The organism is Rhodococcus sp. 1168 (assembly GCF_002091955.1).
In the GTDB taxonomy this organism is placed as follows: Bacteria; Actinomycetota; Actinomycetes; order Mycobacteriales; family Mycobacteriaceae; genus Rhodococcoides.
Map to the genome: position 1 here is coordinate 23,057 of NZ_MKKY01000020.1, position 20,658 is coordinate 43,714.

A 20,658-nucleotide genomic window follows, 5' to 3' on the forward strand; every position below is an offset into this window, starting at 1 on the left:
ATGTCCGGCGACCTTCACTTGCCCTGCCGAGAGTCACGCAACGACAGCGCGCTGCGGCACCCCCGAGTATTCGCTCAGCGGTCGGATCAGTGCATTCGATGCGCCTTGTTCGATGATGTGGGCGGTCCAGCCGGTGATCCGGCTCATCACGAAAATCGGTGTGAAGACGTCGATGTCGAAGCCCATCAGGTAGTAGGCAGGGCCAGTCGGGAAGTCGAGGTTGGGCTTGATTCCGGTTGCGTCACCCATGGTCTTCTCGAGGATGTCGTACATGCGGACCCACTTCTCGCCACCGGTGACAGCAGCTACATCACGGAACGCCGCATTCATCGTCGGGACGCGGGAGTCACCGTGCTTGTAGACACGGTGGCCGAATCCCATGACCTTGTCCTTCGCGGCGAGCTTGTTCTTCAGCCACGCTCCCGCGAGATCCGGGTCGTCGATCCCGAGCATGTCTCGCATGACAGCCTCGTTCGCGCCACCGTGCAATGGCCCCTTCAACGCTCCGATGGCAGCGGTCACAGCACTGTAGATGTCCGACAGTGTCGAGGTGACGACCCTGGCTGCGAACGTGGACGCGTTGAAGCTGTGTTCCGCGTACAGAATCAGCGAGACTTCGAACGCTTCTACTATCGCCGGCTCAGGAACCTTCCCGAAACACATGTTCAGAAAGTTCTCGGCGAATCCGAGATGTGAATGCGGTGCAATCGGATCGAGGCCGTGGCGCCTGCGATGATCGGCAGCCACGATCGTCGGCAGTACCGCCGTCATCCGCAATGCCTTCTGAAGATTGGCCTGCGGACTGCTGTCGTCCTCGGCAGGGTCCTCGGCACCGAGGTAGCTGATCGCTGTGCGGACGACATCCATCGGATGGCAGTTGTCGGGCATCTTCGTCACCAGGGACAACAGAGACCTGTCCGCCCGGCGCAGCGCTCGTTCACGTTGTGTGAACGACTCGAGTTGCTGCACCGAGGGGATCTCTCCGTTCCACAACAGGTATGCCACCTGTTCGAAACTGCAGTGCGCGGCCAGATCCTGAACGGCGTATCCGCGGTAGGTCAGCGAATTCGTCTCGGGCACAACCTTGGAGATCGCCGTGGTGTCGACGACGACACCGGCAAGACCCTTGTAGATCGCTGTGGGAAGGCCGGAGGCCGGTCGGGAATCAGGAATCGAATCGGTCATGTCTGCGCTCCCAGACTGAAGTTGAAGATGCCGGTGTCGAACTCGTTGTACTTCTCGTATTCGAGCAGCTCGTACAGTCGCGACCGCGTCTGCATCCGGTCGAGCAAGGCTTCCTGAGTACCTTTCGCGTGGATCTCTCGCAGACCGGACTCGATCGCACCCATGGCAAGCCGCAGGGTGGTGACCGGGTAGATCACGGCGTTGTAACCGATATCTTGCAACGTCTGCGCCGGAATCAGATTCGACTTCCCGAACTCGGTCATGTTCGCGAGCAGCGGCGTCTGCACAGCTGCCCGGAAGTTGGTGAAGTCTTCCTCGGTGTGCAGAGCCTCGGTGAAGATCAGGTCGGCACCGGCGTCGGCATATGCTTTCGCGCGCTCGATCGCGGCATCGATGCCATCGATTCCCGCGGCATCGGTCCGAGCACAGATTACAAAATTTGGGTCACGACGAGCGGCGACGACTGCACGAAGTCGTCGCACCATCTCCTCGGTCGGGATGATCGACTTACCGTCGAGGTGCCCACATCTCTTCGGGTTGACCTGGTCTTCGAGGTGAAGACCGGCGACGCCTGCGTCCTCGGCCGCTAGGACCGTGCGTGCCGCGGACATCGGCTCACCGAATCCGGTGTCGGCGTCGATGAAGACCGGAAGATCGGTGACGCCGGCAATCTGCGCACTGTGCGAAACAACCTCCGTCAAGGTGGTGAGCCCGATATCCGGCAGACCGAGTCCGGCCGAGAACGCGCCGCCCGATATGTACACACCCTCGAAACCGATTTCTTGAATCAGTTTGGCGGTCAACGGGTTGATCGCGCCGGGGAGCCGGGTGATCTTGTCCGATATCAGGCTCGCCCGGAATGCGACGCGTTTGTCGACCGCCGGTGTCGACGCTGCGATCAAGCCCGCCATCAGAAGATCCCCTTCGGGGTTTTCGGTGCTCGCGAGAGGACATCGTCGGTGACGGTGAAGGTCAGCTGGTCGAGTCCTCCGGCAGCGAGGTTCGGTGTGTTTTCAGCAGCAGCAAGAAAGCGGTCTTGCTCGGCCGGCTCGATGACTCCGTCGGCGAGAGTCCGGAACTTGGCGATGTACTGTTCGCGAGCGAACGGCCGCGCTCCCAACGGATGTGCGTCGGCGACAGCGAGTTCGTCGGTGATCACAGTGCCGTCCTTCAAAGTGATCTCGGCGCGTGCTCCGAACGCCTTCTCATCGGGGTCGATCGAGTGGTAACGACGCGTCCATTCCGGGTCCTCGGCCGTGGAGATCTTGTTCCACAGTGCAATCGTGTCAGGTCGTTGCGCACGCTCGGGGGCGTACGAATACTCGTGGTGCCAATCTCCGTCCTCGAGCGCGACAGCGAAGATGTACATGACCGAGTGATCGAGAGTCTCGCGTGATGCCGTCGGATCGAACTTCTGCGGATCGTTCGATCCCGTGCCGATGACGTAGTGCGTGTGGTGGCTGGTGTGCAGGACGATCTTCTCGATCTGTTCGAAATCGGAGATCTTCTCGCGCATCCGGCGCGCGAGGTCGATCGGCGCCTGACTCTGGTACTCGGCGGAATGCTCTTTGGTGTAACTGTCGAGGATCGCGCGCTTGGACTCTCCAAGTCCGGGCAGTGACACATGGTATTCCGCGTCGGGCCCGCCGAGCAGCCAGGCGATGACGCCATCCTCGCCTTCCCAGATCGGCGACGGTGCACCTTCGCCGCGCAGGGCACGGTCGACTGCTTCGACTGCTACTTTGCCTGCGAGTGCTGGGGCATAGGCCTTCCAGCTCGAGATCTGCCCCTTGCGTGACTGGCGTGTAGCGGTGGTGGTGTGAAGTGCTTGGCCGATCGCCTGGTAGATGGTCTCGGTGTCGAGACCCAGGAGCGTTCCGATGCCGGCAGCCGCCGACGGCCCCAGATGGGCCACGTGGTCGATCTTGTGCTCGTGCAACGAGATTGCGCGTACCAGATCGATCTGAACTTCATAGCCGGTGGCGAGGCCGCGAATCAGATCGCGCCCGCTACGGCCCGCATGCTGCGCGACAGCGAGGATCGGCGGAATGTTGTCGCCAGGGTGGGAGTATTCGGCTGCGAGAAAGGTGTCATGGAAGTCGAGTTCACGCACTGCCACGCCGTTGGCCCACGCTGCCCACTCCGGTGAGTACCTCCCGGCGACACCGAACACCGTCGCACCGGGGCTGTACGGATGCGACATCGCCTGTGCGCGGGCGCTCGTCACCGGGTGTCGCACCAGTGAGGCGGCCGCGACTGAGGCGTTGTCGATGATGCGGTTCACGATCATCTCGGAGGTGGAGGCGGGGACCTCGACCGCATCGGTAGCTACCTCGGCGATCTTCCATGCGAGGTGATCGGACTGCGGAAAATCCTCGGCGGATCGATGGGTACGAACGAGATGAGTCTTCACAAAACCCTCCATACTGGTGGTGACTACGCTTGATTCGCAACCTTACGTACACGCTCGGAGCTGCGGAAGGTCTTGCAATTGCCTATTTTTGCGAGGCTTTTGTTGCAAATCAGCGAATCTTGCGAATGCGGTCCGAGTACAGTGTGCTCTCGTCGAGAGGAAGTGATCGAGGTGCAGAAAATTTACGCCGGCAGTCGTCTGCGTCGCCTGCGAGAGAGTCGAAATCTGACACAGTTGGCATTGGCGAAGACGCTCGAACTATCGCCGAGCTATCTCAATCAGCTCGAGAACGATCAGCGTCCGCTCACGGTCCAGGTACTGCTGAAGTTGAACACCATGTTCGAGCTCGATCCAGCGTTCTTCGCTACCGACACCGATGCTCGACTGGTCGCGAACCTTCACGATGTTCTCACCGAGACCTCCGATCGCGGTGAAGTCTCGATGTCCGAGGTACACGAACTCGTCTCGCGTATGCCCGATGTCGGCCGAACCCTGGTTGCGCTGCATCGGCGCCTACATGCTGCGACCGACCAGGTGGAGCGATTGTCAGCGGGACTGGATGGCCGCGGGCCCGACATTGTTTTGGACAGCCGAGCACCGATGCCCTACGAGGAGGTCCGAGACTTCTTCTACGATCGTCGCAACCACATCCCCGAACTCGACGTGGCCGCAGAAGAGTTGTTCTTCCGTCGCCGATTGACCATCGGCGCACTGGATCTGCAACTAGCGCAGCTCATTTACGAGGATCACGGCATTTCGGTCGCTATCCGCGACGACGACCCTGGCGCTTTGGGACCCAAGCGGGTCTTCGACGAATCAACGCGGACGCTGACACTTGCGCGACGGTTGACGGCGGGACAGCGTGCGTACCAGATAGCTACACAGTTGGCCTTCGTTTCGCATTCGTCGACGATCGCCGCAGTGGTGGATTCCGATACGGTGATGAGTACCCAGTCACGCGAATTGGCCCGCGTGGGCCTGGCCAACTACTTCGCCGGCGCACTACTGCTGCCGTACCGACAGTTTCTGGCGGCCGCAGAATCACTGCGCTACGACATCGAAATGTTGTCGTTGACGTTCGAGGTCGGTTTCGAAACCGTATGCCATCGGCTCTCCACCCTGCAACGGCCGGGCACCAAGGGTGTCCCCTTCTTCTTCGTCCGCACCGATCGCGCGGGCAACATCTCGAAGCGACAGTCCGCCACCGCATTTCACTTCTCACGTGTGGGCGGCAGCTGTCCGCTGTGGGTGGTGCACGACGCTTTCGCCGCTTCGGGCCGCATTCTCACCCAGATCGCGACGATGCCCGACGACCGGTCCTACCTCTGGATAGCGCGGACCACCGACAGCGGTGGACTCGGATACCGTTCACCACGAAAGAGTTTCGCCATCGGCCTCGGATGCGATGTCGCGTACGCGAACAAGCTCGTCTACGCCGACGGTCTCCCCCTGGACTCGCCCAGCGCGTCGACCCCGATCGGGCCGGGCTGCAAAGTATGCGAACGTACCTCCTGCGCCCAACGCGCGTTCCCCCAGTTGGGACGGCCCCTGGTCGTCGACGACAACGTCGACACGGACCTGCCGTACCCGTACATCTCGCAGTCCCCAGGCCGCACCTGAATCGTCCAGTTGGCCGCCCTACTGCGCGTCGATATGCGACTGGGTTGCGGAGTCCGGTTCAGCGCGTAGGCCGGTTGAACTCGTGCGTGGGATAGTGAATATCGCGGCAATACAACCGATTACGACCGCAAAGCATGCGAGCGTGTACCAGAGGTTGCCGATCGGATCGCCGTTGTCGGTGACGCCGTCGACTGCGGAGAAGTAGTCCGGCAACGCGCTCGCCCACAGCAACCCCATCACGCCGAGGTAGACGAGGCTGTAGATACGGACCAAGTCGTTCGAATACGCAGGCTCGCGCGCTTGTCCAGCCCGCACTGCGCGCCATTGGCGAACGAGAAGTGGGATCGCCACGAGCGTCACAGCCACAAGCTCGGCCGCGTAAAGGAAACCGCGGACGGTATCGCTACCCATCCCGAAAACCGTCGCCGGAAGTGGCAGGACGAACGTGCCGACCGACGCCGCCAATCCGATTACCACTGTGCGCCAAAACAGTTCGAGTCCGGTGAAGCGTCTGCCCTGATCGACGTGACGGCCGACGAAGAATTGGACACACAACGCCAACGACATCGGCCACAGCGCAGCGAACACCACGACACTCGGTATCGGGACGGAATCGAACATGGGTTGGTTGATCGGGTTGTCGGTCGACCATTCCCACCACCGCAGCTGCGGGCCCAGCTGATCGAAGATCTCGTAGAAGGCGTGGTGGACGAATCCGACGCACACCGCACCGAGAAAAACGCCGTACCTGCGGAACACGCCGAGCATCCGGACGATCTCGAAGGCGAGCGTCGCCATCAGCGGATAAATCGCGACAATGTAGAGCGGGAGTCGTCCCCACATGAACTCGACGGTGAACAGATTGTGCGCGAACATCGTGTCGACTTGTTCTTCTATCCCGAAAGCGGCTGGGAAGTACAGCGGCGGTTCGATGATGAACAGGAACGCCGTCGCACCGAACCACAGCACCAAGTTGGTGGGATCCCCATGCCGACGAAGGCGCACGACCGCGTACACGAGCGCGATCACCGATCCGAGCACGATCATCAGCTCGAGCACCGGCAGAGTCCAGTTCTCCAACCCGCCCGGACTGCGAAGCTCGAACAGTCCCCCGACTTCTTCGCATGAGAAACCCAGCGCAGTCGAGAGCTGATCGAAGGTGGACGTACAGAGGTCTGTCATCGGTCGGACCTCGATCCGATCGACTGATCGGACGGCGCAGCGCTGTACCAGCGTGTGCAGTCGTAACCCTCGTCGTAACGCTTGAACCATGCGTCGGCAAGCGCCGGGAGCTTCTCGTGTTCGGGCTTGTGCCGGGGCATTTGACTCCGGGCGGCTCCCGCGAGGGCAGTGAACTGTTCTTTGAGGGGCAGGCCGTCGAACGCTCGCGGCATCGTCCCCTTGCTCAGGTAGGGAGCGAAGAGGGTGAGCACTTTCTGCTTGGCGCGGTGGGAAGCGAACATCGACAACGAGTCGACCTGCCGATCCTCGAGCGGAACATGCTGGTTGAACCCCGCGCAGGCAATCCGAATCACCTTCATCACGTGGGCGAAAATCGACGGCGCCATCCGCACGCGATAGCCCTCGTTGCCCACGAGGGCATCGAAGATGATGAGCGCGGAACTGCGGTGCTCGACTTCCTCTACGAAGTGCCATAGGAACAGCGACGCAACACGGTCGTCGCCCGGTGCGAACAAGGTGGCTTCGTTGTCGAGCATCAGTTTGAACACCGGGGTGAACGTCGCTTCGAGGTCCGCGGTGTAGGCGAGTCGATAGTTCAACGAGGTCGCCTCGGTAAGTACGTCGTACTCACCGAGTACTGCATCGAGCGTGTTCTGCAATCCGGGATAGCGCCTGATCAGGGCCTTCACGTGCTGCCGATGAGCGGTCGAGTGATGACCTTCCTGACGCATGAACGCCATGGCCTCCTCCGCGACCACAGGGTCGGTCATCAACGGCTTGGACTGGATGATCGCTTTCACGATCATCTTTTCGAAACCGATTGCCAGGAACGACACCGCGTTCGACATGCTCGACCATGCCGGGTTCTCCGGGTTCCACACGAATGGGACGTCCGCGTCCTCGAACCCGAAATCCATCTTCCGGGGATGAAGGTCGGTCATGTACGACACCTCTCTGTTGCTGACATATTGCGACGAACATACATCAAGGTGTCGCTACGTATGTTGACTTTGAGTAATCCGCTGAATCCGCGTGGGTCCGAGCAGTGAGGTGCCACAGAGGCGCAGTTATTCGCGATATCCTCGGGATTCCGGCAACGAACGCTGACGACCCGACGGGCGAAACGAGGACACACCAAAAGTGGCACGCAGGCGCGGGTGGGGTGGGGCACCACCTGAGAGCGACGACGACGCTGCGCGGCGGATCGTCGATACTGCCGTCGAACTCATCGGCAGCACGGAGGGTGAAGTCACCATCGCCGACGTCGCGGAGTCTCTCGGTGTCATCCGGCAAACTGTCTACCGGTACTTCCCCAGCGCCGACGCTCTCTTCCGGGCCGCTGCCATAGCGTCCGTCGGTGCCTTCCTCGATCGCCTCACCGAACACGTGCGTGGCATCGACGATCCGGCCGAAGCCGTCGTCGAAGCCGTCATGTTCGCACTCGGCGACGTCCCCAGAACCCCCCACCTGGCCATCATGCTTTCGGGTGCGCACTCACACACAGAAGGTATCGCCTCGGACGAGGCCATGGCTTTCGGGATGACCATGATCAGACGCTTCGACGTCGATTGGGAACACCACGGTTACGACGAGCAGGCCCTCCGCGAACTCGTCGAACATCAACTTCGAACCATGCAGTCGTTCTTCATCTCCCCGGGAAACCCGCCCCGCAGCGAGGAAGACCTGCGGCGCTACCTACAGCGCTGGCTGGGGCCGGTCGTCTGGCTTGTCGAACCCGCGTAGATACTCCGAGGTGACGGGGTCTGCAGGAAAGAACGACTCGATTGCGAGCTCGGACAAGGTGATGTCCAATGCGGTTCCGAAGGTGGCGATGATCGCCAAAAACGATAGATCGGCATCTCCGACACGAAGTTTCAGCGGCACGTACACGGCACCTGTGTCGGTGTCCGCGTGATCACTATCCGAGTCACCCCCGGGGTAAGCGAAAAGCTCGTCGTGCAGTGCGAGCATCTCGGCGTCGGCACGAGCATGGGCACTACGCAGCAGCGCAGCTAGGACCGCGGCGCGCCACTGGCCGAGGTTGGTGATGTGCGGCGCCATGCCGTCTGGGTGCAGGGTGAGCCGGAGCGCGTTGAGCGGTTGGTCTGCCAGCAGGGCAGGCGAAACGACCTGAGTGAGGACAGCGACCGCGGCATTCGCGTCGACGATATTCCAGGTTCGGTCCACTGCCACAGCGGGATAGGGCAGGTGCGCTTCGAGAACCTCGCGTACTGCGATACAAGCCGGCTCCATCTCCGGTGAGGTCAAGTCGTTCTCGGGATAGACCGGCGCGAAGCCCGCGGCGAGCAGCAGCCGATTGCGCTCGCGCAGAGGCACATCCAGGTGCACACACATCCGCAGCACCATCTCACGGCTGGGTTGGGATCGGCCGGTTTCGACGAAGCTTCAAATGCCGGGTCGACACCCCGGCCTTGCTCGACAGTTCGAGCTGACTCACTCGTCGAGGAGATCGCCACTGCCGCAGCAGAGCGCCGAATGGTGCTGGAGGTCGTCGTCCTCAACCTGGTCTGGGTTGCCGCGAGCGTCACCTTCGCCATCGGCGGCTGGGGCGGGCTTACCGGCTGGGGTGTGCTGTTCGTTCTGGTCCAGGCACTGGCCGTGGCGGCACTGACTGCGCTCCAAGCCGCGGCCCGACGGGAATCGCGAACGCCGGTGATCGCCTGACACCTGGAGCGCAGGTGCCAACGGGAAAACAACTTACGCGACGGCAGGCTTCACCAGGGGCCTGCCGTCACCCCCCATCCACCAAGACGGTGCGTCAGCTCTTGTTCAGCTCCTCGGCGAGCATCACGATGATGCCACTGGGGCCGCGGACGTAGGTGAGCTTGTAGACGTCCCCGTATCTCGCGACCCCACGCAGCGGGTAACAGCCGTGCCTCGCAGCGATCTCGAGGGCCGCGTCGAGATCGTCGACCGAGAAGGCGACGCGCACGGACTGCGATACCGACATTCTCGAGTTTGATGGCCATGAGCTTCACGGTGCCCATCAGGGGCAGCGTTATCAGGCTCGTGAGCTATGAATCCGCAGTTCCCGACGGGTCCGTTTCGTACACGCAAGTTCGACGAGCAGCACTATGGCCGACGCTATCGACAAGGGGAAGTACATGACGGACATGAGGACAACGGTTGACACGAACGGCGTCACTCTGGGGATCGAGCAGTTCGGCGACCCTGCGGCGCCGCTGATCTTGATCGTCGGTGGAACGACCATGCTTTCCTGGCCGGACGAATTGTGTGCGGTGCTCGCGAGCGGCGGACGTCATGTCGTCCGGTACGACTTACGCGATTCGGGAGCGTCGACCACCGCACAGCCTGCTGCACCCTCGTACACGCTGCGAGATTTGGCGGCCGACGCCGCTGCGCTCGCCCACGAACTCGATTCTCGTCCGGCCCACCTGGCAGGTATCGGAGTGGGTGGCATGGTCGCCCAGGTTGCCGCACTCGACCATCCGTCCGCGTTTCAAGCGCTCACCCTCGTCGGAACCAGACCCGTTGCCCCAGGCCCGGTCGATGAAGATCTGCCCGATCATGACGCGGCGACCATGAAAGAACTCTTCAGCCACCCGATGCCTGATTGGACCGACCGCTCTGCCGTGGGAGAGTTTGCAGCCGCAGGCGCCGACCTTCTCCGCGATGACCCCGCCGCTGCTCGCGCAACTGCCGAACATATCTGGGATCGCACGCCAGGTACCGACGCTGCGGTGCAGATGGCCAATCAGATGGGAATCGTGTTTGCGCACTTGAAGTGCACGCCTCGTTGGCGGGAACGCCTACCCGCGATTGCGATACCCACTCTGGTGGTCCACGGCAAGCGCGATCCCATTTTCCAACGAAGTAGCGTCACCCGACTCGTACACATCCATGTCGCGGTCACTCGCGTTGCTGAACGCCACCATCGTGTATCGCGAGCCTGTTGGTGCAGCACTGCTCCCCGGGGCTGCGACCTACGATGCTGCGACAACAAGTGGCGCCGTCGACAGTTCGGAGAAACAGGTTCGTTTGGACGCAGTCACCGCAAAAGTATCTACGAAACCGGCGGACCGTGGGCAACTTTGGCCAACCCCGGCGATGGGTCGGTACGAACGCACTCACGCAGAGGGGAACCGACCCGCACGGCCGAGTAGAGCGGGCACGTCTTTGTCCAAAGCACCGCCAAGCCAGTTGGCGGCGTCGATCAGCACTCGTCCGTCCACACCGGTGTGAACTCCGGAGCGATCGAGCGCGTAGATCAGATCCTCGGATGCAATGTTGCCTGTCGCAGCAGGCGCGAACGGACATCCACCGAACCCACCGATGCTCGCGTCCAATGCACGTGCACCAGTATCGAGCGCAGTCAATGCGTTGGCATAACCGGTGTTTCGCGTGTTGTGGAAATGCCAACGCTGGGGAACGCCGGGAGCATTCGCAGTCGCGATCTCTGCCAATCGGCGAACCTGAGCCGGAACCCCGACTCCGATTGTGTCAGCCAAAGCGATCTCCGCGGGATCGGCCTCGGCGATCTGCGCGACGATAGTGCCCACAAAGCCAGGATCGACCTCACCGCTGAACGGGCACCCGAAGGAAGCAGCGATGGTCACCGTGCCGGGGACACCCGCCTTTCGAGCCTCACGAATTACCTCTCGTGCAGTCTTCACAGCATCCTCCACCGAACATCCCTGGTTGCGCTGACTGAACTCCTCGGATGCCACGACCACGACGTTGACCTCGTCGACGCTCGCTGCCAGCGCTCGGTCGAGACCGCGACGGTTCAAGACCAGCCCGATGTAAGAGACACCGTCCGGACGAGGAACACCGGCCATCACCTCCTCCGCACCGGCCATCTGCGGCACACGCTTCGGGTTGACGAAACTCACGGCCTCGATTCGGCGGACACCCGCGGTCACGCTCCGACCGATCAGCTCGATCTTCTCGTCCACCGACAACAGGGCCTGCTCGTTCTGCAACCCATCACGAGGACCTACTTCCACAAGTTCTACCGCACTCATACAGGCCATCCTCTCCCCTGAACCAATTGCATGCAATACCTGCGCGAAACAAAATATTTATTCCGAATAGCCAGGACAAATGCCAGGTCGTAGGAATAAATTGTGAGCAATTCATCGATATGTGATCGGAGGCACTGATGACGAGGGCCGTAGACCGCGTGTACACCCACATTCGGGACAGCATCGTGTCAGGAAAATTTGCACCCGGCGCCCGCCTCGGCGAGGTCGAGCTTGCAGAGCTGACCTCGACCAGTCGCACACCGGTCCGGGAGGCGTTACGGCAACTGGAAATGGAGGGGCTCGTCGAAGTTCTTCCCAACAGGGGTGCCCGGGTATACGAATGGACGATCGACGATCTCGACGAAATCTACGATCTCCGGATGAATCTGGAGTCGATGGCCGCGGCGCGTGCAGCCACGCGCATCGGCGAGAAGGATGTCGACCGCCTCTGTGAGCTCTGCGATCTGATGGAGACTGCGGCGAGAAGTGGTGCAGCGCAACAACTCGACCTGATGGCGCAGCTGAACGATGAATTTCATGCCATCGTCCGAACGGCAGCGGCGAGCACTCGACTGATGTCGATGCTCGGGGCGGTGATTCAACTTCCGTTGGTGTTGCGCACCTTTCACCGCTACGCACCAGAGGATCTCACCCGTAGCCACGCGCACCATCGCGATCTCGTCGCCGCCCTGCGCGCCGGCGACGAGACGTGGGCCGACTCCGTCATGCGTGCACACGTACGCGCCGCGAAACATGTTCTGTTGCAATCATTCGAGGCCGATGAAAGAAGGAACAGCACATGAGTGAGAGACCCGCTGGACCACTATCGGACCTGCGCGTGGTCGAAATGGGCCAACTTTTGGCAGGACCCTTCTGCGGACAACTGCTCGCAGACTTCGGTGCCGAGGTGATCAAGCTGGAGCCACCCGGCACCGGTGACCCGATGCGTCAATGGGGCCGAGAGAAGTCGCACGGCAAGTCCCTTTGGTGGCCCGTCGTCGCGCGCAACAAGAAGTCGGTCACCTGCAACCTCCGCAGCGAGGAAGGACAAGCGCTCGCACGCAAGATCATCGCTGATGCCGACATCGTCGTCGAGAACTTCCGACCGGGCACGCTCGAACGATGGGGGCTGGGCTTCGACGAGATGCGCGAAATCAATCCACGACTGATCATGGCCAGGGTCACCGGGTACGGCCAGAACGGGCCTTACGCCCCCCGTGCCGGCTTCGGTTCGATCGGCGAAGCCATGGGCGGAATCCGTTACGTCACAGGCAATGCGGACATGCCACCATCACGGGCCGGTATCTCGCTCGGCGACTCACTGGCCGCCGTATTCGCGACCATCGGCGTCCTCACCGCGGTGCATCACCGTGAACGAACCGGGAGGGGGCAGCTGGTCGACTCGGCAATTTACGAAGCGGTACTAGCGATGATGGAATCACTGCTCCCGGAGTACGCGATCGGCGGTTACCAGCGAGAACGTACCGGTTCGGTGCTCCCCAACATCGCTCCGAGCAACGTGTACCCCACCAAGGGCGGGGAAATGATCCTCGTCGCGGCGAACCAGGATTCAGTCTTCGGGCGCCTGGCTACGGCAATGGATCGAACAGACCTGATCGACAACCCCTTGTATTGCGATCACGCTGCGCGAGGAGCGAACATGGTCGAGCTCGACGACATCATCGGGGCGTGGACGGCGACGCGGGGAACCGACGAGGTCCTCGACGTCCTGCACGAGGCCGGAGTTCCCGCGGGTCGCATCTATACCGCGCGCGACATGTTCGACGATCCGCATTTCAAGGCCCGTGAGGCCATCGTCCGGTTGGCGCATCCCGACTTCGGTGAAATTCCGATGGCCGGCGTCGTACCCAAACTCAGTGACAGCCCGGGCTCCGTCAACCACCCCGGACCCGAACTGGGAGAGCACAACTCCGAAATTTACGGACGGCTGCTCGGCATCTCCGAATCGGACAGGATTGCGCTCGCCGAGCGCGGCATCATCTGAGCTCGACCACGCCCACCACTCACACACCGCACATCACGGGAGAACACCTATGCGCTATCGACTCGGCGTCGACGTCGGCGGGACATTCACCGACGTGTTGCTACTCGAGGAGACCACTGGAATCACCTACCGAGCCAAAACTGCGTCGACCCCCGCGGATCAATCCGTCGGAGTACTCAACGGTATCGCCAAGGTGTGTTCCGAAGCTGATATCGAGCCTTCGGAGATCAGTCAGGTCCTGCACGGCACCACGGTTGCGACCAACGCGATCCTGCAAGGGCGGGGCGCCCGTGTCGGGCTCGTCACCACCGACGGATTCCGGCAAGTTCTGCAGATCGCGCGATCCTATGTGCCTGGAGGCCTTGCGGGATGGATCATCTGGCCCAAACCGGAGCCGCTCGCAGCACTCGAGAACACGGTCGAGATCATCGGCCGTATCGGCGCGGACGGCGGTGAGATCACGCCTCTCGACGAGACGCAGGCCCGCGCACAACTCCAGCGTCTGGCTGGTTCCGGCATCGAAGCGTTGACGATCTCGCTGATCAATTCGTACGCGAACGACGCACACGAGAAGCAGGTCGCGAAGTGGGCCGAAGTCGAACTACCGGGCATCCCGATCTCCATCTCGAGCCAGGTCCTGCCCGAAATGCGAGAGTACGAGCGAACACTCACTACGGTTGCCAACAGCTACGTTCAACCCGAGGTCTCGCGTTACGTACGGAACCTCGACACATCGTTGCAAAACAAGGGCATCACCGCTCCGCTGTCGATCCTGCGTAGCGACGGCGGATTGGTGCAATCGGCGAAAGCCGCCGAAGCACCGGTGTCCCTGTTGTTGTCGGGCCCCGCGGGCGGAGTCACAGGCGCAGTCTGGTTTGCCGAGCAGGCCGGATTCTCCAACTTCCTCACCTTCGACATGGGTGGAACGTCCACAGACGTGGCCCTGGTGCTCGACGGCGAACCACGCATCGGACGTGAGACCAAGGTTGGCGACCTCGCCGTTCGCGCAACCAGTGTGGATGTCCGGACGGTGGGAGCGGGCGGTGGCTCCATCGCGCACGTGCCGGAGTTGACACGCGCACTTCGCGTGGGCCCACAGTCCGCCGGCGCCGATCCTGGACCGGCTGCGTACGGCCAGGGTGGAACCGACCCCACCGTCACCGATGCGAACGTGGTGTTGGGATATCTACCGACCGCTTTGGCCGGCGGCGAGGTCGAACTCGACGTCGAGGCAAGCCGAAAAGCAGTTGCTACCATCGCCGATGCCATCGGCCTGGGTAGTCCAGAGGAGGCCGCGTCGGGCATCGTCGATATCGTCAACGAGAACATGTTCGGCGCGCTGCGACTGGTGAGTGTGCAGCAGGGATTCGATCCCCGCGACTTCGCGCTCGTCTCGTTCGGCGGCGCGGGACCACTCCACGCCAACGCCCTCGGTCGCCTCACCGGATCGTGGCCGGTGATCGTGCCACCGTCTCCCGGCGTGTTGTGCGCATACGGTGACGCCACCACTTGTCTTCGTGACGAGAGTGCACGCACCATGATCCGGGCGTTCTCCGCCATCGACAATGACGAATTACGCACTGCGCTCGCCGAATTGGCTGAATCGGCTGCATCACGATTGACGACGGAGGGAGTTGCCACGGAACAACAGACGGCTAAATACCAAGTCGACCTTCGCTATCAGGGACAGGGGTTCGAGATTCCTGTCGATCTGGACGCGACAGCACTCGAGTCCGGCGATCTGTTGTCGACGCTGGGGATCGCGTTCGACGAGGAGCACCAGCGTCTGTTCTCGTTCTTGCTCGAGAACGAACGCGAGGTGATCAACCTCCGCGTCTCCGTCAGCGGCCCGCGACCCGACGTAGCATTTCAGGCGCTCGACACTGGAGACGAGGATCCGTCCGCGGCTCTGGAATCGACGAACGAGGTGTGGATGGACGGAAAATTCTGCTCGGCCGGCATCTACGACCGCTCGAAGTTGCTGGCGGGCAACATCGTGACCGGCCCGGCGGTCATCAAAGAGATGGACTCGACGACGCTAGTGCTCTCCGGACACGCCGCGACGGTGCATTCAAGTGCGTGTCTGCTCATCAATCCCGTCTGATCGGCGCTGAATACCGAAACCTTCCTCGCACCCCTCGATTTCAGGAGAACTGATGGCAACGATCATCGAGACCTCGGAAACCCCGTTCACCACGGTTCCGGTCGACCCGATCACGCTCGACATCATCGAGAACGCTCTACGAAACGCCCGGACCGAGATGGACGAGGTCCTCTTCCGCACCGCACTGTCGCCAGGCATCCGCGAACAGCACGACGAATTCCCCCTCATTGCCGATCCAAAAGGAAAGATGGTGGTCGGTCAGTTCGGTCTGTCCGTCCCCGACTTCCTCGACAACTACGACGGAACCGTCGGCGAGGGCGACATCCTGCTGACCTCCGACCCGTACGCCTGTGGTGCCGCGATCAGTCATGCCAACGACTGGCTCATCGTCCTGCCGATCTTTCACAGCGGTCGCGTAGTCGGATGGTCGTCGATGTTCGGCCATATGTCCGACGTCGGGGGCAAGACACCCTCGTCCATGCCGACCGACGCGCACACCATCTTCGAGGAGGGCGTCATCATCCCGCCCTTCAAGCTTTACAGCCAGGGGCAGCTGAACAAGACCGCGCTCGACATCATCCTGAATCAGGTACGCAAGCCCGATTGGAACCGAGCGGACCTGAATGGTTTGGTGGCCGCGTGCACCACCGCGTCGCGGCGGATCGTCGAACTGTGTGACCGTTTCGGTGTCGATGTGTATCTCTCTGCCCTCGACGCGTTGCTCGAGCGGAACTATCAGGCCATGAAGGTGTTGCTGGCGATGCTGTTCGTCGACGGCGAGACGATCGAGTTCAGCGATTTCATCTGCGACGACGGATGTGGTTACGGCCCCTACGAACTCGCGATCACTCTCACCCGGCACGGTGAGAAGGTCCACCTTGATTTCAGCAAGGCTGCGCCGCAGGCGGTCGGCCCGATCAACTATTTCATCAACGAAAACTTGGTCCGGATGTTCTTCGGCATTTACGTCATCACGGTCGCCGACCCGCAGATTCTGTGGAACGACGGGTTCTATCCGCTGATCGAGGTGACCATCCCGGAGGACTCGTTCTGGAAACCGCGCTATCCCGCCGCACTCAACGGCCGCAACCATGGAATCGGCCGCGTCTTCGATCTTTTCGGTGGACTGTTGGGCAAGAACAATCCGGAGATCCTCAATGCCGCGGGTTTCTCGTCGTCACCCCACTTCATGTACTCCGGTCATTACGACGGAGGATCACGTGACGGTGAGTGGTTCCAGCTGTACTCCATCGGATTCGGCGGCATTCCCGGTCGACCGATGGGCGACGGGCCGGACGGACATTCGCTGTGGCCGTCGTTCGTGAACATCCCGTGCGAGTACCTCGAGTCGTACTACCCATTGCGCATCGAGCGCTGGGAGACGGTGACCGACACCGGCGGAGCGGGATTGCACCGCGGCGGAAACGGTGTCGACGTCGCCTACTACTTCGAGGAGCCGGGAACGATCGCCATCCACGATGATCGCTGGCTCACCTACCCGTGGGGCGTGAACGGGGGCAAACCCGGTGCGCGCGGCAAGAAGTGGCTCATCCGGGCGTCGGGCGAGATCGAGATACTGCCCAGCAAGATCCACGACGTGGAGGTCGCACGTGGCGACGTTCTGCACTTCGTCACCTGGGGCGGCGGCGGATGGGGAGACCCCTTCGCTCGCGATCCAGAGCTGGTCGGTCTCGAAGTTCGGCGCGGCCTCGTCAGCACCGAAGGAGCCCGTACCGGGTACGGAATCGTCTGTGACGCAGAGGGTTCAGTGGACTCGGCGGCATCGATCACCCTTCGCGAGAAGATGGTGTCCGATCGCGGAGAGATCCAAGTTTTCGACAAAGGTCCATCCATCGAGGAACTACTCGAACGGTGCGAAGAGGAGACAGGCCTGCCTGCACCTCGCCCGCCGGTGAACGTGCGCAAAGCCGTGCGCGCATGAACGATGCCCTCAGTTCGTATCGGCAGTCGGGGTTCGCCGGAGACCTGGGGCCGGGGCGCAGTGCCGCAGTGCTGGTCGTCGACATCGTCCAGGCTTACCTTGTCGACGGGTCGCCTCTCCGCGCCCCCGTCGAGGCCGCCGTGAGCGCCGCCGCAACACTGGTCGCGGCGGCGAGGGACGCCGAGGTCCCCGTTGTCTTCACCCGGGTCAGCTATCAGACCGGTGGTCTCGACGGCGGCTTGTTCATGCACAAAATTCCCGCTTTGACAGTGTTCGAGGAGGGCTCGGAACTCGGCGACTTTCCGCCCGATCCACGGCCTCTCGAGGGCGAGACGGTGGTGACCAAGCAGTACGCGAGCGCCTTCTTCGGTACCTCACTCGCCGCGACGCTCACCGCCCGCGGCATCGACACGCTCTACATCTGTGGGTTGACCACCAGTGGATGCATCCGCGCGAGCGCCACCGACGCTCTGCAACATGGCTTTCGGCCGCTGGTGGTCTCCGATGCCTGCGGCGATCGCGAGCTCGGAATGCACGAGTCGAACCTGCTCGATCTGCAGGCCAAGTACGCAGACGTCCTCACTCTGGCCGAGGCACAGGAGCTACTCGGACGGTAGTTGTCGCAGACGGACAAAGTAACGACTTCGGCATGTGCAGATCTCGATGATCGATAGCCCGAGGAGGTATCACGGATGACTGCATAGCGGGTACACCCAACCATCGAACGTCTGCGGTGCACATTTATGGATCCACATCGCCCCGAGTGCCCCCAGTCGGACTCGAACCGACACTGTACGGATTTTAAGTCCGTTGCCTCTGCCAATTGGGCTATAGGGGCCACCGCGGACAAGCAGGTCCGCGTCGATCATCTTATAAGGCAGTATCGACCCTGGAATCATCGGCGCCAGAATTCCGGATTCTCTTCACAGCAGAAGATGGAAGATGAACTACTGCAAGGTCATCCGACCGAACAGCAACACGGAAAAATACCCGCACCACCGGGGAGTTCTACCTGCCTAGACCTTCACCGATAGGGCAATCCCGTCGAGAATGTCGTGTTCACTGACGATCAGTGTGCTGACGGCTCCGCGGCGCTCGAATTCCTCGGCCAAGACGCTGCAGACGATGGAACCGCCGCCGATGACATCGACCCGTCCTGGGTGCATGGGGCCCAACTCGCTTCGTTCGGCACGCGTCATGTTCACCAGCCGGTCGCACACCTCGAAAAGGTCCGCGAACGGCACACGGGTGAGGTGCACCTTCTCGGCGTCGTACTCCGTGAGTCCGGAGGCGATGGCGGCAATGGTGGTCATCGTGCCCGCGACGCCGACCCAGCTCGTCGCGTTTCCGATCGACACTTCCTCGAAGGCTTCTTCCAGCTTTGCGCGCACATATTCACGGGCACTGGCGATCTCGTCTGCGGTGGGCGGATCGCTGTGCAAGAACCGCTCGGTCAGCCGCACACATCCGATGTTCGCCGAGAACGCAGCCTTGACACCCTTGTTGTCTCCGAGTACCAGCTCGGTGGATCCGCCACCGAGGTCGACGACCAGGAAAGGTGCACCGGCAGCGTTGAGTTCACCGACGGCTCCGGCAAAGGACAGTCTGGCTTCTTCGTCGCCGGTGATGACCTCGGCGACCGAGCCTGCGACTATCGGATCGAGGATTTCACGCGTCATCGCGAAGAAGTCCTCACGGTTCGACGCGTCGCGTGTAGCCGAGGTGGCCACCATGCGTAGCGCCGACACTCCGCTCTCACGGATGATTCCGGCGTACTCCTGCAAAGCATCTCGGGTTCGCTCGATGGCTTCCGACGCAAACGCTCCCGTCGCGTCGACCCCTTGGCCCAGCCTCACGATGCGCATTTCACGTGCGACGTCGGTAAGGACACCGTCCTTGACGTCGGCGACGAGCAGCCGGATCGAGTTGGTTCCGCAATCGATGGCGGCAACTCTGGTCATTGTGTCTCCCCGCGAAGTTCTGCGATGGTCGGCCAGTCCGCTGGAATGGCTTTGCCGCGCATATGGTTTTCGGCGGCGAGGGCAACTGCCTCGTCGCCGAGTGGATTGAGACCTGGGCCCTTGGCGAGCGAATGCGCGATGAGAACGTGCAGGCATTTCACTCGGTCCGGCATGCCTCCGCCGGTGAAGTCTGTTCCCAACGATTCGATCTCGTTGCGTTCGGCCAAGTAGGACTCGTGGGCTCGCCGATATCCGGCTGCCAACTCCGTATCGGTCCCCAGCCTTTCGGTCATCTCACGCATGACGCCTGCAGATTCTTGTCTGCTCGCCTCTGCGGTCAGCCGCGGATCGGTCAGGTAATACAGGGTCGGGAAGGGTGTGCCGTCGGGGAGTTTGGGTGCAGTTTTCACCACACCGGGCCTGCCGTCCGGGGATCGGTAGGCGATCTCGAGTACCCCGCGAGGCTCACGCCCCAGCTGGGTCGCAACCGCCTCGAGATCCTCCGGCGAGACTGCCGATTTTCCTGCACCGGTCACCCGACAGGTCCTCCTTCTAGTACCGGTGCAGGCGCAGGAACGAGTGCGGGCAGTGGTTGCTGCTCCGGTTCGTCGCTCTGCTGCGGCTGCACTGCTGATTCCCAAAGATCCCGATACCACGGGCCCTCGGATTGCTCGATCGATTTTGCTTCTTCGTCGGACTTCGCCATGTCACCGGGTAGCTGCACTTGATAGGGCGTCTCCCCCGGCATAACCCACCGCAGCCGACTGCGTGCCTCGGCGTCGATGCGTGCTGGTTCGTTCAGTTGTGACTTCTCGCGCTCGAGATTCTTTACATCGTCTTCGAGGCTATGACGCTCCGCGAGGACCGCAGCGAGCTCGGTCCGTTGCGAAAAGTACGTCCGCAGCGGCATCGCGAGCGTCAACGCCAACGCACACACCACGATCGCCAAGATCACAGCGCGACCGGTGGAGAGCCCGAAAAAACTTCGATCCGGACGGGTCGAAGCCTGGACGCCGACGCGTCGTGGCGCTGCCCGGCCCGCCACGACGGCATCGCGTGCCTGATCGGACGGCTCAGGCGGCAGCTGACCGGTGCTGCGCGCGTCGCCGCGCGCAGCTTCGGTCTGCCGGTTGCGTGGCGAAGCCGAACGGCCGCGAGGCCGAGGATCGCGCCCACCTGGGCTGGTCCCCGGTCTACCTCGTCCTGCCGCCATGACCCACCTTCAACGCTTGCGTGAGAA

17 protein-coding genes, 1 tRNA gene and 4 pseudogenes are annotated in these 20,658 nt (G+C 62.0%); 9 read left to right on the top strand and 13 right to left on the bottom strand.

The genetic code is table 11. From position 1 onward, the window contains the following. Nucleotides 1–33 precede the first annotated feature (33 nt). The 3 genes from BJI47_RS01415 to prpD are packed head-to-tail and all read right to left on the bottom strand — an operon-like array spanning nucleotide 34 to nucleotide 3,598. Nucleotides 34–1,185 carry a bifunctional 2-methylcitrate synthase/citrate synthase gene (locus BJI47_RS01415; RefSeq protein ID WP_088942036.1) on the bottom strand — a complete coding sequence of 384 codons (1,152 nt, stop codon included), beginning with the start codon at nucleotides 1,183–1,185 and terminating at the stop codon, nucleotides 34–36. Then, complete coding sequence (gene prpB / locus BJI47_RS01420; protein ID WP_088942037.1) at nucleotides 1,182–2,096, bottom strand: methylisocitrate lyase; 915 nt, start codon at nucleotides 2,094–2,096, stop codon at nucleotides 1,182–1,184. The genes BJI47_RS01415 and prpB overlap by 4 nt, the downstream gene beginning before the upstream one ends. Then, nucleotides 2,096–3,598 carry a 2-methylcitrate dehydratase PrpD gene (prpD, locus tag BJI47_RS01425; protein WP_088942107.1) on the bottom strand — a complete coding sequence of 501 codons (1,503 nt, stop codon included), beginning with the start codon at nucleotides 3,596–3,598 and terminating at the stop codon, nucleotides 2,096–2,098. Before prpD ends, prpB begins: the two co-directional genes overlap by 1 nt. A 171-nt stretch (nucleotides 3,599–3,769) precedes the next feature. Between prpD and BJI47_RS01430 the strand changes: the two genes are divergently transcribed. Next, nucleotides 3,770–5,218, top strand: coding sequence for a short-chain fatty acyl-CoA regulator family protein (locus BJI47_RS01430; RefSeq protein ID WP_088942108.1), 1,449 nt, complete (start codon nucleotides 3,770–3,772; stop codon nucleotides 5,216–5,218). Between the two features lie 18 nt (nucleotides 5,219–5,236). Here BJI47_RS01430 and BJI47_RS01435 read toward each other — a convergent pair whose 3' ends face one another. Beyond that, complete coding sequence (locus BJI47_RS01435; RefSeq protein ID WP_088942038.1) at nucleotides 5,237–6,400, bottom strand: hypothetical protein; 1,164 nt, start codon at nucleotides 6,398–6,400, stop codon at nucleotides 5,237–5,239. Further along, entirely contained in the window at nucleotides 6,397–7,341 is a 945-nt protein-coding gene (locus BJI47_RS01440) for a metal-dependent hydrolase (RefSeq protein ID WP_088942109.1), read from the bottom strand. The genes BJI47_RS01435 and BJI47_RS01440 overlap by 4 nt, the downstream gene beginning before the upstream one ends. A gap of 199 nt (nucleotides 7,342–7,540) precedes the next feature. Between BJI47_RS01440 and BJI47_RS01445 the strand changes: the two genes are divergently transcribed. After that, complete coding sequence (locus tag BJI47_RS01445) at nucleotides 7,541–8,143, top strand: TetR/AcrR family transcriptional regulator (RefSeq protein ID WP_088942039.1); 603 nt, start codon at nucleotides 7,541–7,543, stop codon at nucleotides 8,141–8,143. Here BJI47_RS01445 and BJI47_RS01450 read toward each other — a convergent pair. Then, nucleotides 8,096–8,888: pseudogene (locus BJI47_RS01450) on the bottom strand (helix-turn-helix domain-containing protein). The gene BJI47_RS01445 and the pseudogene BJI47_RS01450 overlap by 48 nt on opposite strands. Before the next feature lie 8 nt (nucleotides 8,889–8,896). Between BJI47_RS01450 and BJI47_RS01455 the strand changes: the two are divergent. After that, nucleotides 8,897–9,085: a hypothetical protein gene (locus BJI47_RS01455; RefSeq protein WP_088942040.1), complete on the top strand. Its 189-nt coding sequence runs from the start codon at nucleotides 8,897–8,899 to the stop codon at nucleotides 9,083–9,085. A 94-nt stretch (nucleotides 9,086–9,179) separates the two neighbouring features. Here the strand turns inward: BJI47_RS01455 and BJI47_RS01460 are convergent. Continuing rightward, a pseudogene (locus tag BJI47_RS01460) lies at nucleotides 9,180–9,350 on the bottom strand (VOC family protein); the annotation flags it as partial. Between the two features lie 184 nt (nucleotides 9,351–9,534). On the opposite strand from BJI47_RS01460, the pseudogene BJI47_RS24400 reads away from it, so the two are divergent. Next, a pseudogene (locus BJI47_RS24400) lies at nucleotides 9,535–10,248 on the top strand (alpha/beta fold hydrolase); the annotation flags it as partial. 6 nt (nucleotides 10,249–10,254) lie between these two features. Here BJI47_RS24400 and BJI47_RS24405 read toward each other — a convergent pair. Further along, a pseudogene (locus tag BJI47_RS24405) lies at nucleotides 10,255–10,401 on the bottom strand (arabinofuranosidase); the annotation flags it as partial. Between the two features lie 108 nt (nucleotides 10,402–10,509). After that, complete coding sequence (locus BJI47_RS01470; RefSeq protein ID WP_088942041.1) at nucleotides 10,510–11,406, bottom strand: hydroxymethylglutaryl-CoA lyase; 897 nt, start codon at nucleotides 11,404–11,406, stop codon at nucleotides 10,510–10,512. A gap of 137 nt (nucleotides 11,407–11,543) precedes the next feature. Between BJI47_RS01470 and BJI47_RS01475 the strand changes: the two genes are divergently transcribed. From BJI47_RS01475 to BJI47_RS01495, 5 genes are read left to right on the top strand one after another with little or no spacing between them, the layout of a single operon-like run. Then, a complete protein-coding gene (locus BJI47_RS01475) occupies nucleotides 11,544–12,209 on the top strand; it encodes a GntR family transcriptional regulator (protein ID WP_088942042.1) in 666 nt (221 codons plus the stop codon). Beyond that, on the top strand, nucleotides 12,206–13,411 hold the full coding sequence (locus tag BJI47_RS01480) for a CaiB/BaiF CoA-transferase family protein (protein WP_088942043.1): 1,206 nt from the start codon (nucleotides 12,206–12,208) through the stop codon (nucleotides 13,409–13,411). The genes BJI47_RS01475 and BJI47_RS01480 overlap by 4 nt, the downstream gene beginning before the upstream one ends. Before the next feature lie 49 nt (nucleotides 13,412–13,460). After that, a complete protein-coding gene (locus BJI47_RS01485) occupies nucleotides 13,461–15,515 on the top strand; it encodes a hydantoinase/oxoprolinase family protein (RefSeq protein WP_088942044.1) in 2,055 nt (684 codons plus the stop codon). A 52-nt stretch (nucleotides 15,516–15,567) separates the two neighbouring features. Next, on the top strand, nucleotides 15,568–17,457 hold the full coding sequence (locus BJI47_RS01490; protein WP_088942045.1) for a hydantoinase B/oxoprolinase family protein: 1,890 nt from the start codon (nucleotides 15,568–15,570) through the stop codon (nucleotides 17,455–17,457). Next, entirely contained in the window at nucleotides 17,454–18,074 is a 621-nt protein-coding gene (locus tag BJI47_RS01495) for an isochorismatase family protein (RefSeq protein WP_088942046.1), read from the top strand. Before BJI47_RS01490 ends, BJI47_RS01495 begins: the two co-directional genes overlap by 4 nt. A 147-nt stretch (nucleotides 18,075–18,221) precedes the next feature. Here BJI47_RS01495 and BJI47_RS01500 read toward each other — a convergent pair. From BJI47_RS01500 to BJI47_RS01515, 4 genes are all read right to left on the bottom strand, one after another. Continuing rightward, nucleotides 18,222–18,295 (bottom strand) — tRNA-Leu (locus tag BJI47_RS01500). Between the two features lie 178 nt (nucleotides 18,296–18,473). Beyond that, nucleotides 18,474–19,418, bottom strand: a complete 945-nt coding sequence (locus tag BJI47_RS01505; protein WP_088942047.1) for a Ppx/GppA phosphatase family protein — start codon at nucleotides 19,416–19,418, stop codon at nucleotides 18,474–18,476. Beyond that, a complete protein-coding gene (locus tag BJI47_RS01510) occupies nucleotides 19,415–19,954 on the bottom strand; it encodes a DUF501 domain-containing protein (RefSeq protein WP_088942048.1) in 540 nt (179 codons plus the stop codon). Before BJI47_RS01510 ends, BJI47_RS01505 begins: the two co-directional genes overlap by 4 nt. Beyond that, nucleotides 19,951–20,631, bottom strand: a complete 681-nt coding sequence (locus BJI47_RS01515; RefSeq protein WP_088942049.1) for a septum formation initiator family protein — start codon at nucleotides 20,629–20,631, stop codon at nucleotides 19,951–19,953. The genes BJI47_RS01510 and BJI47_RS01515 overlap by 4 nt, the downstream gene beginning before the upstream one ends. Nucleotides 20,632–20,658: the final 27 nt, after the last annotated feature.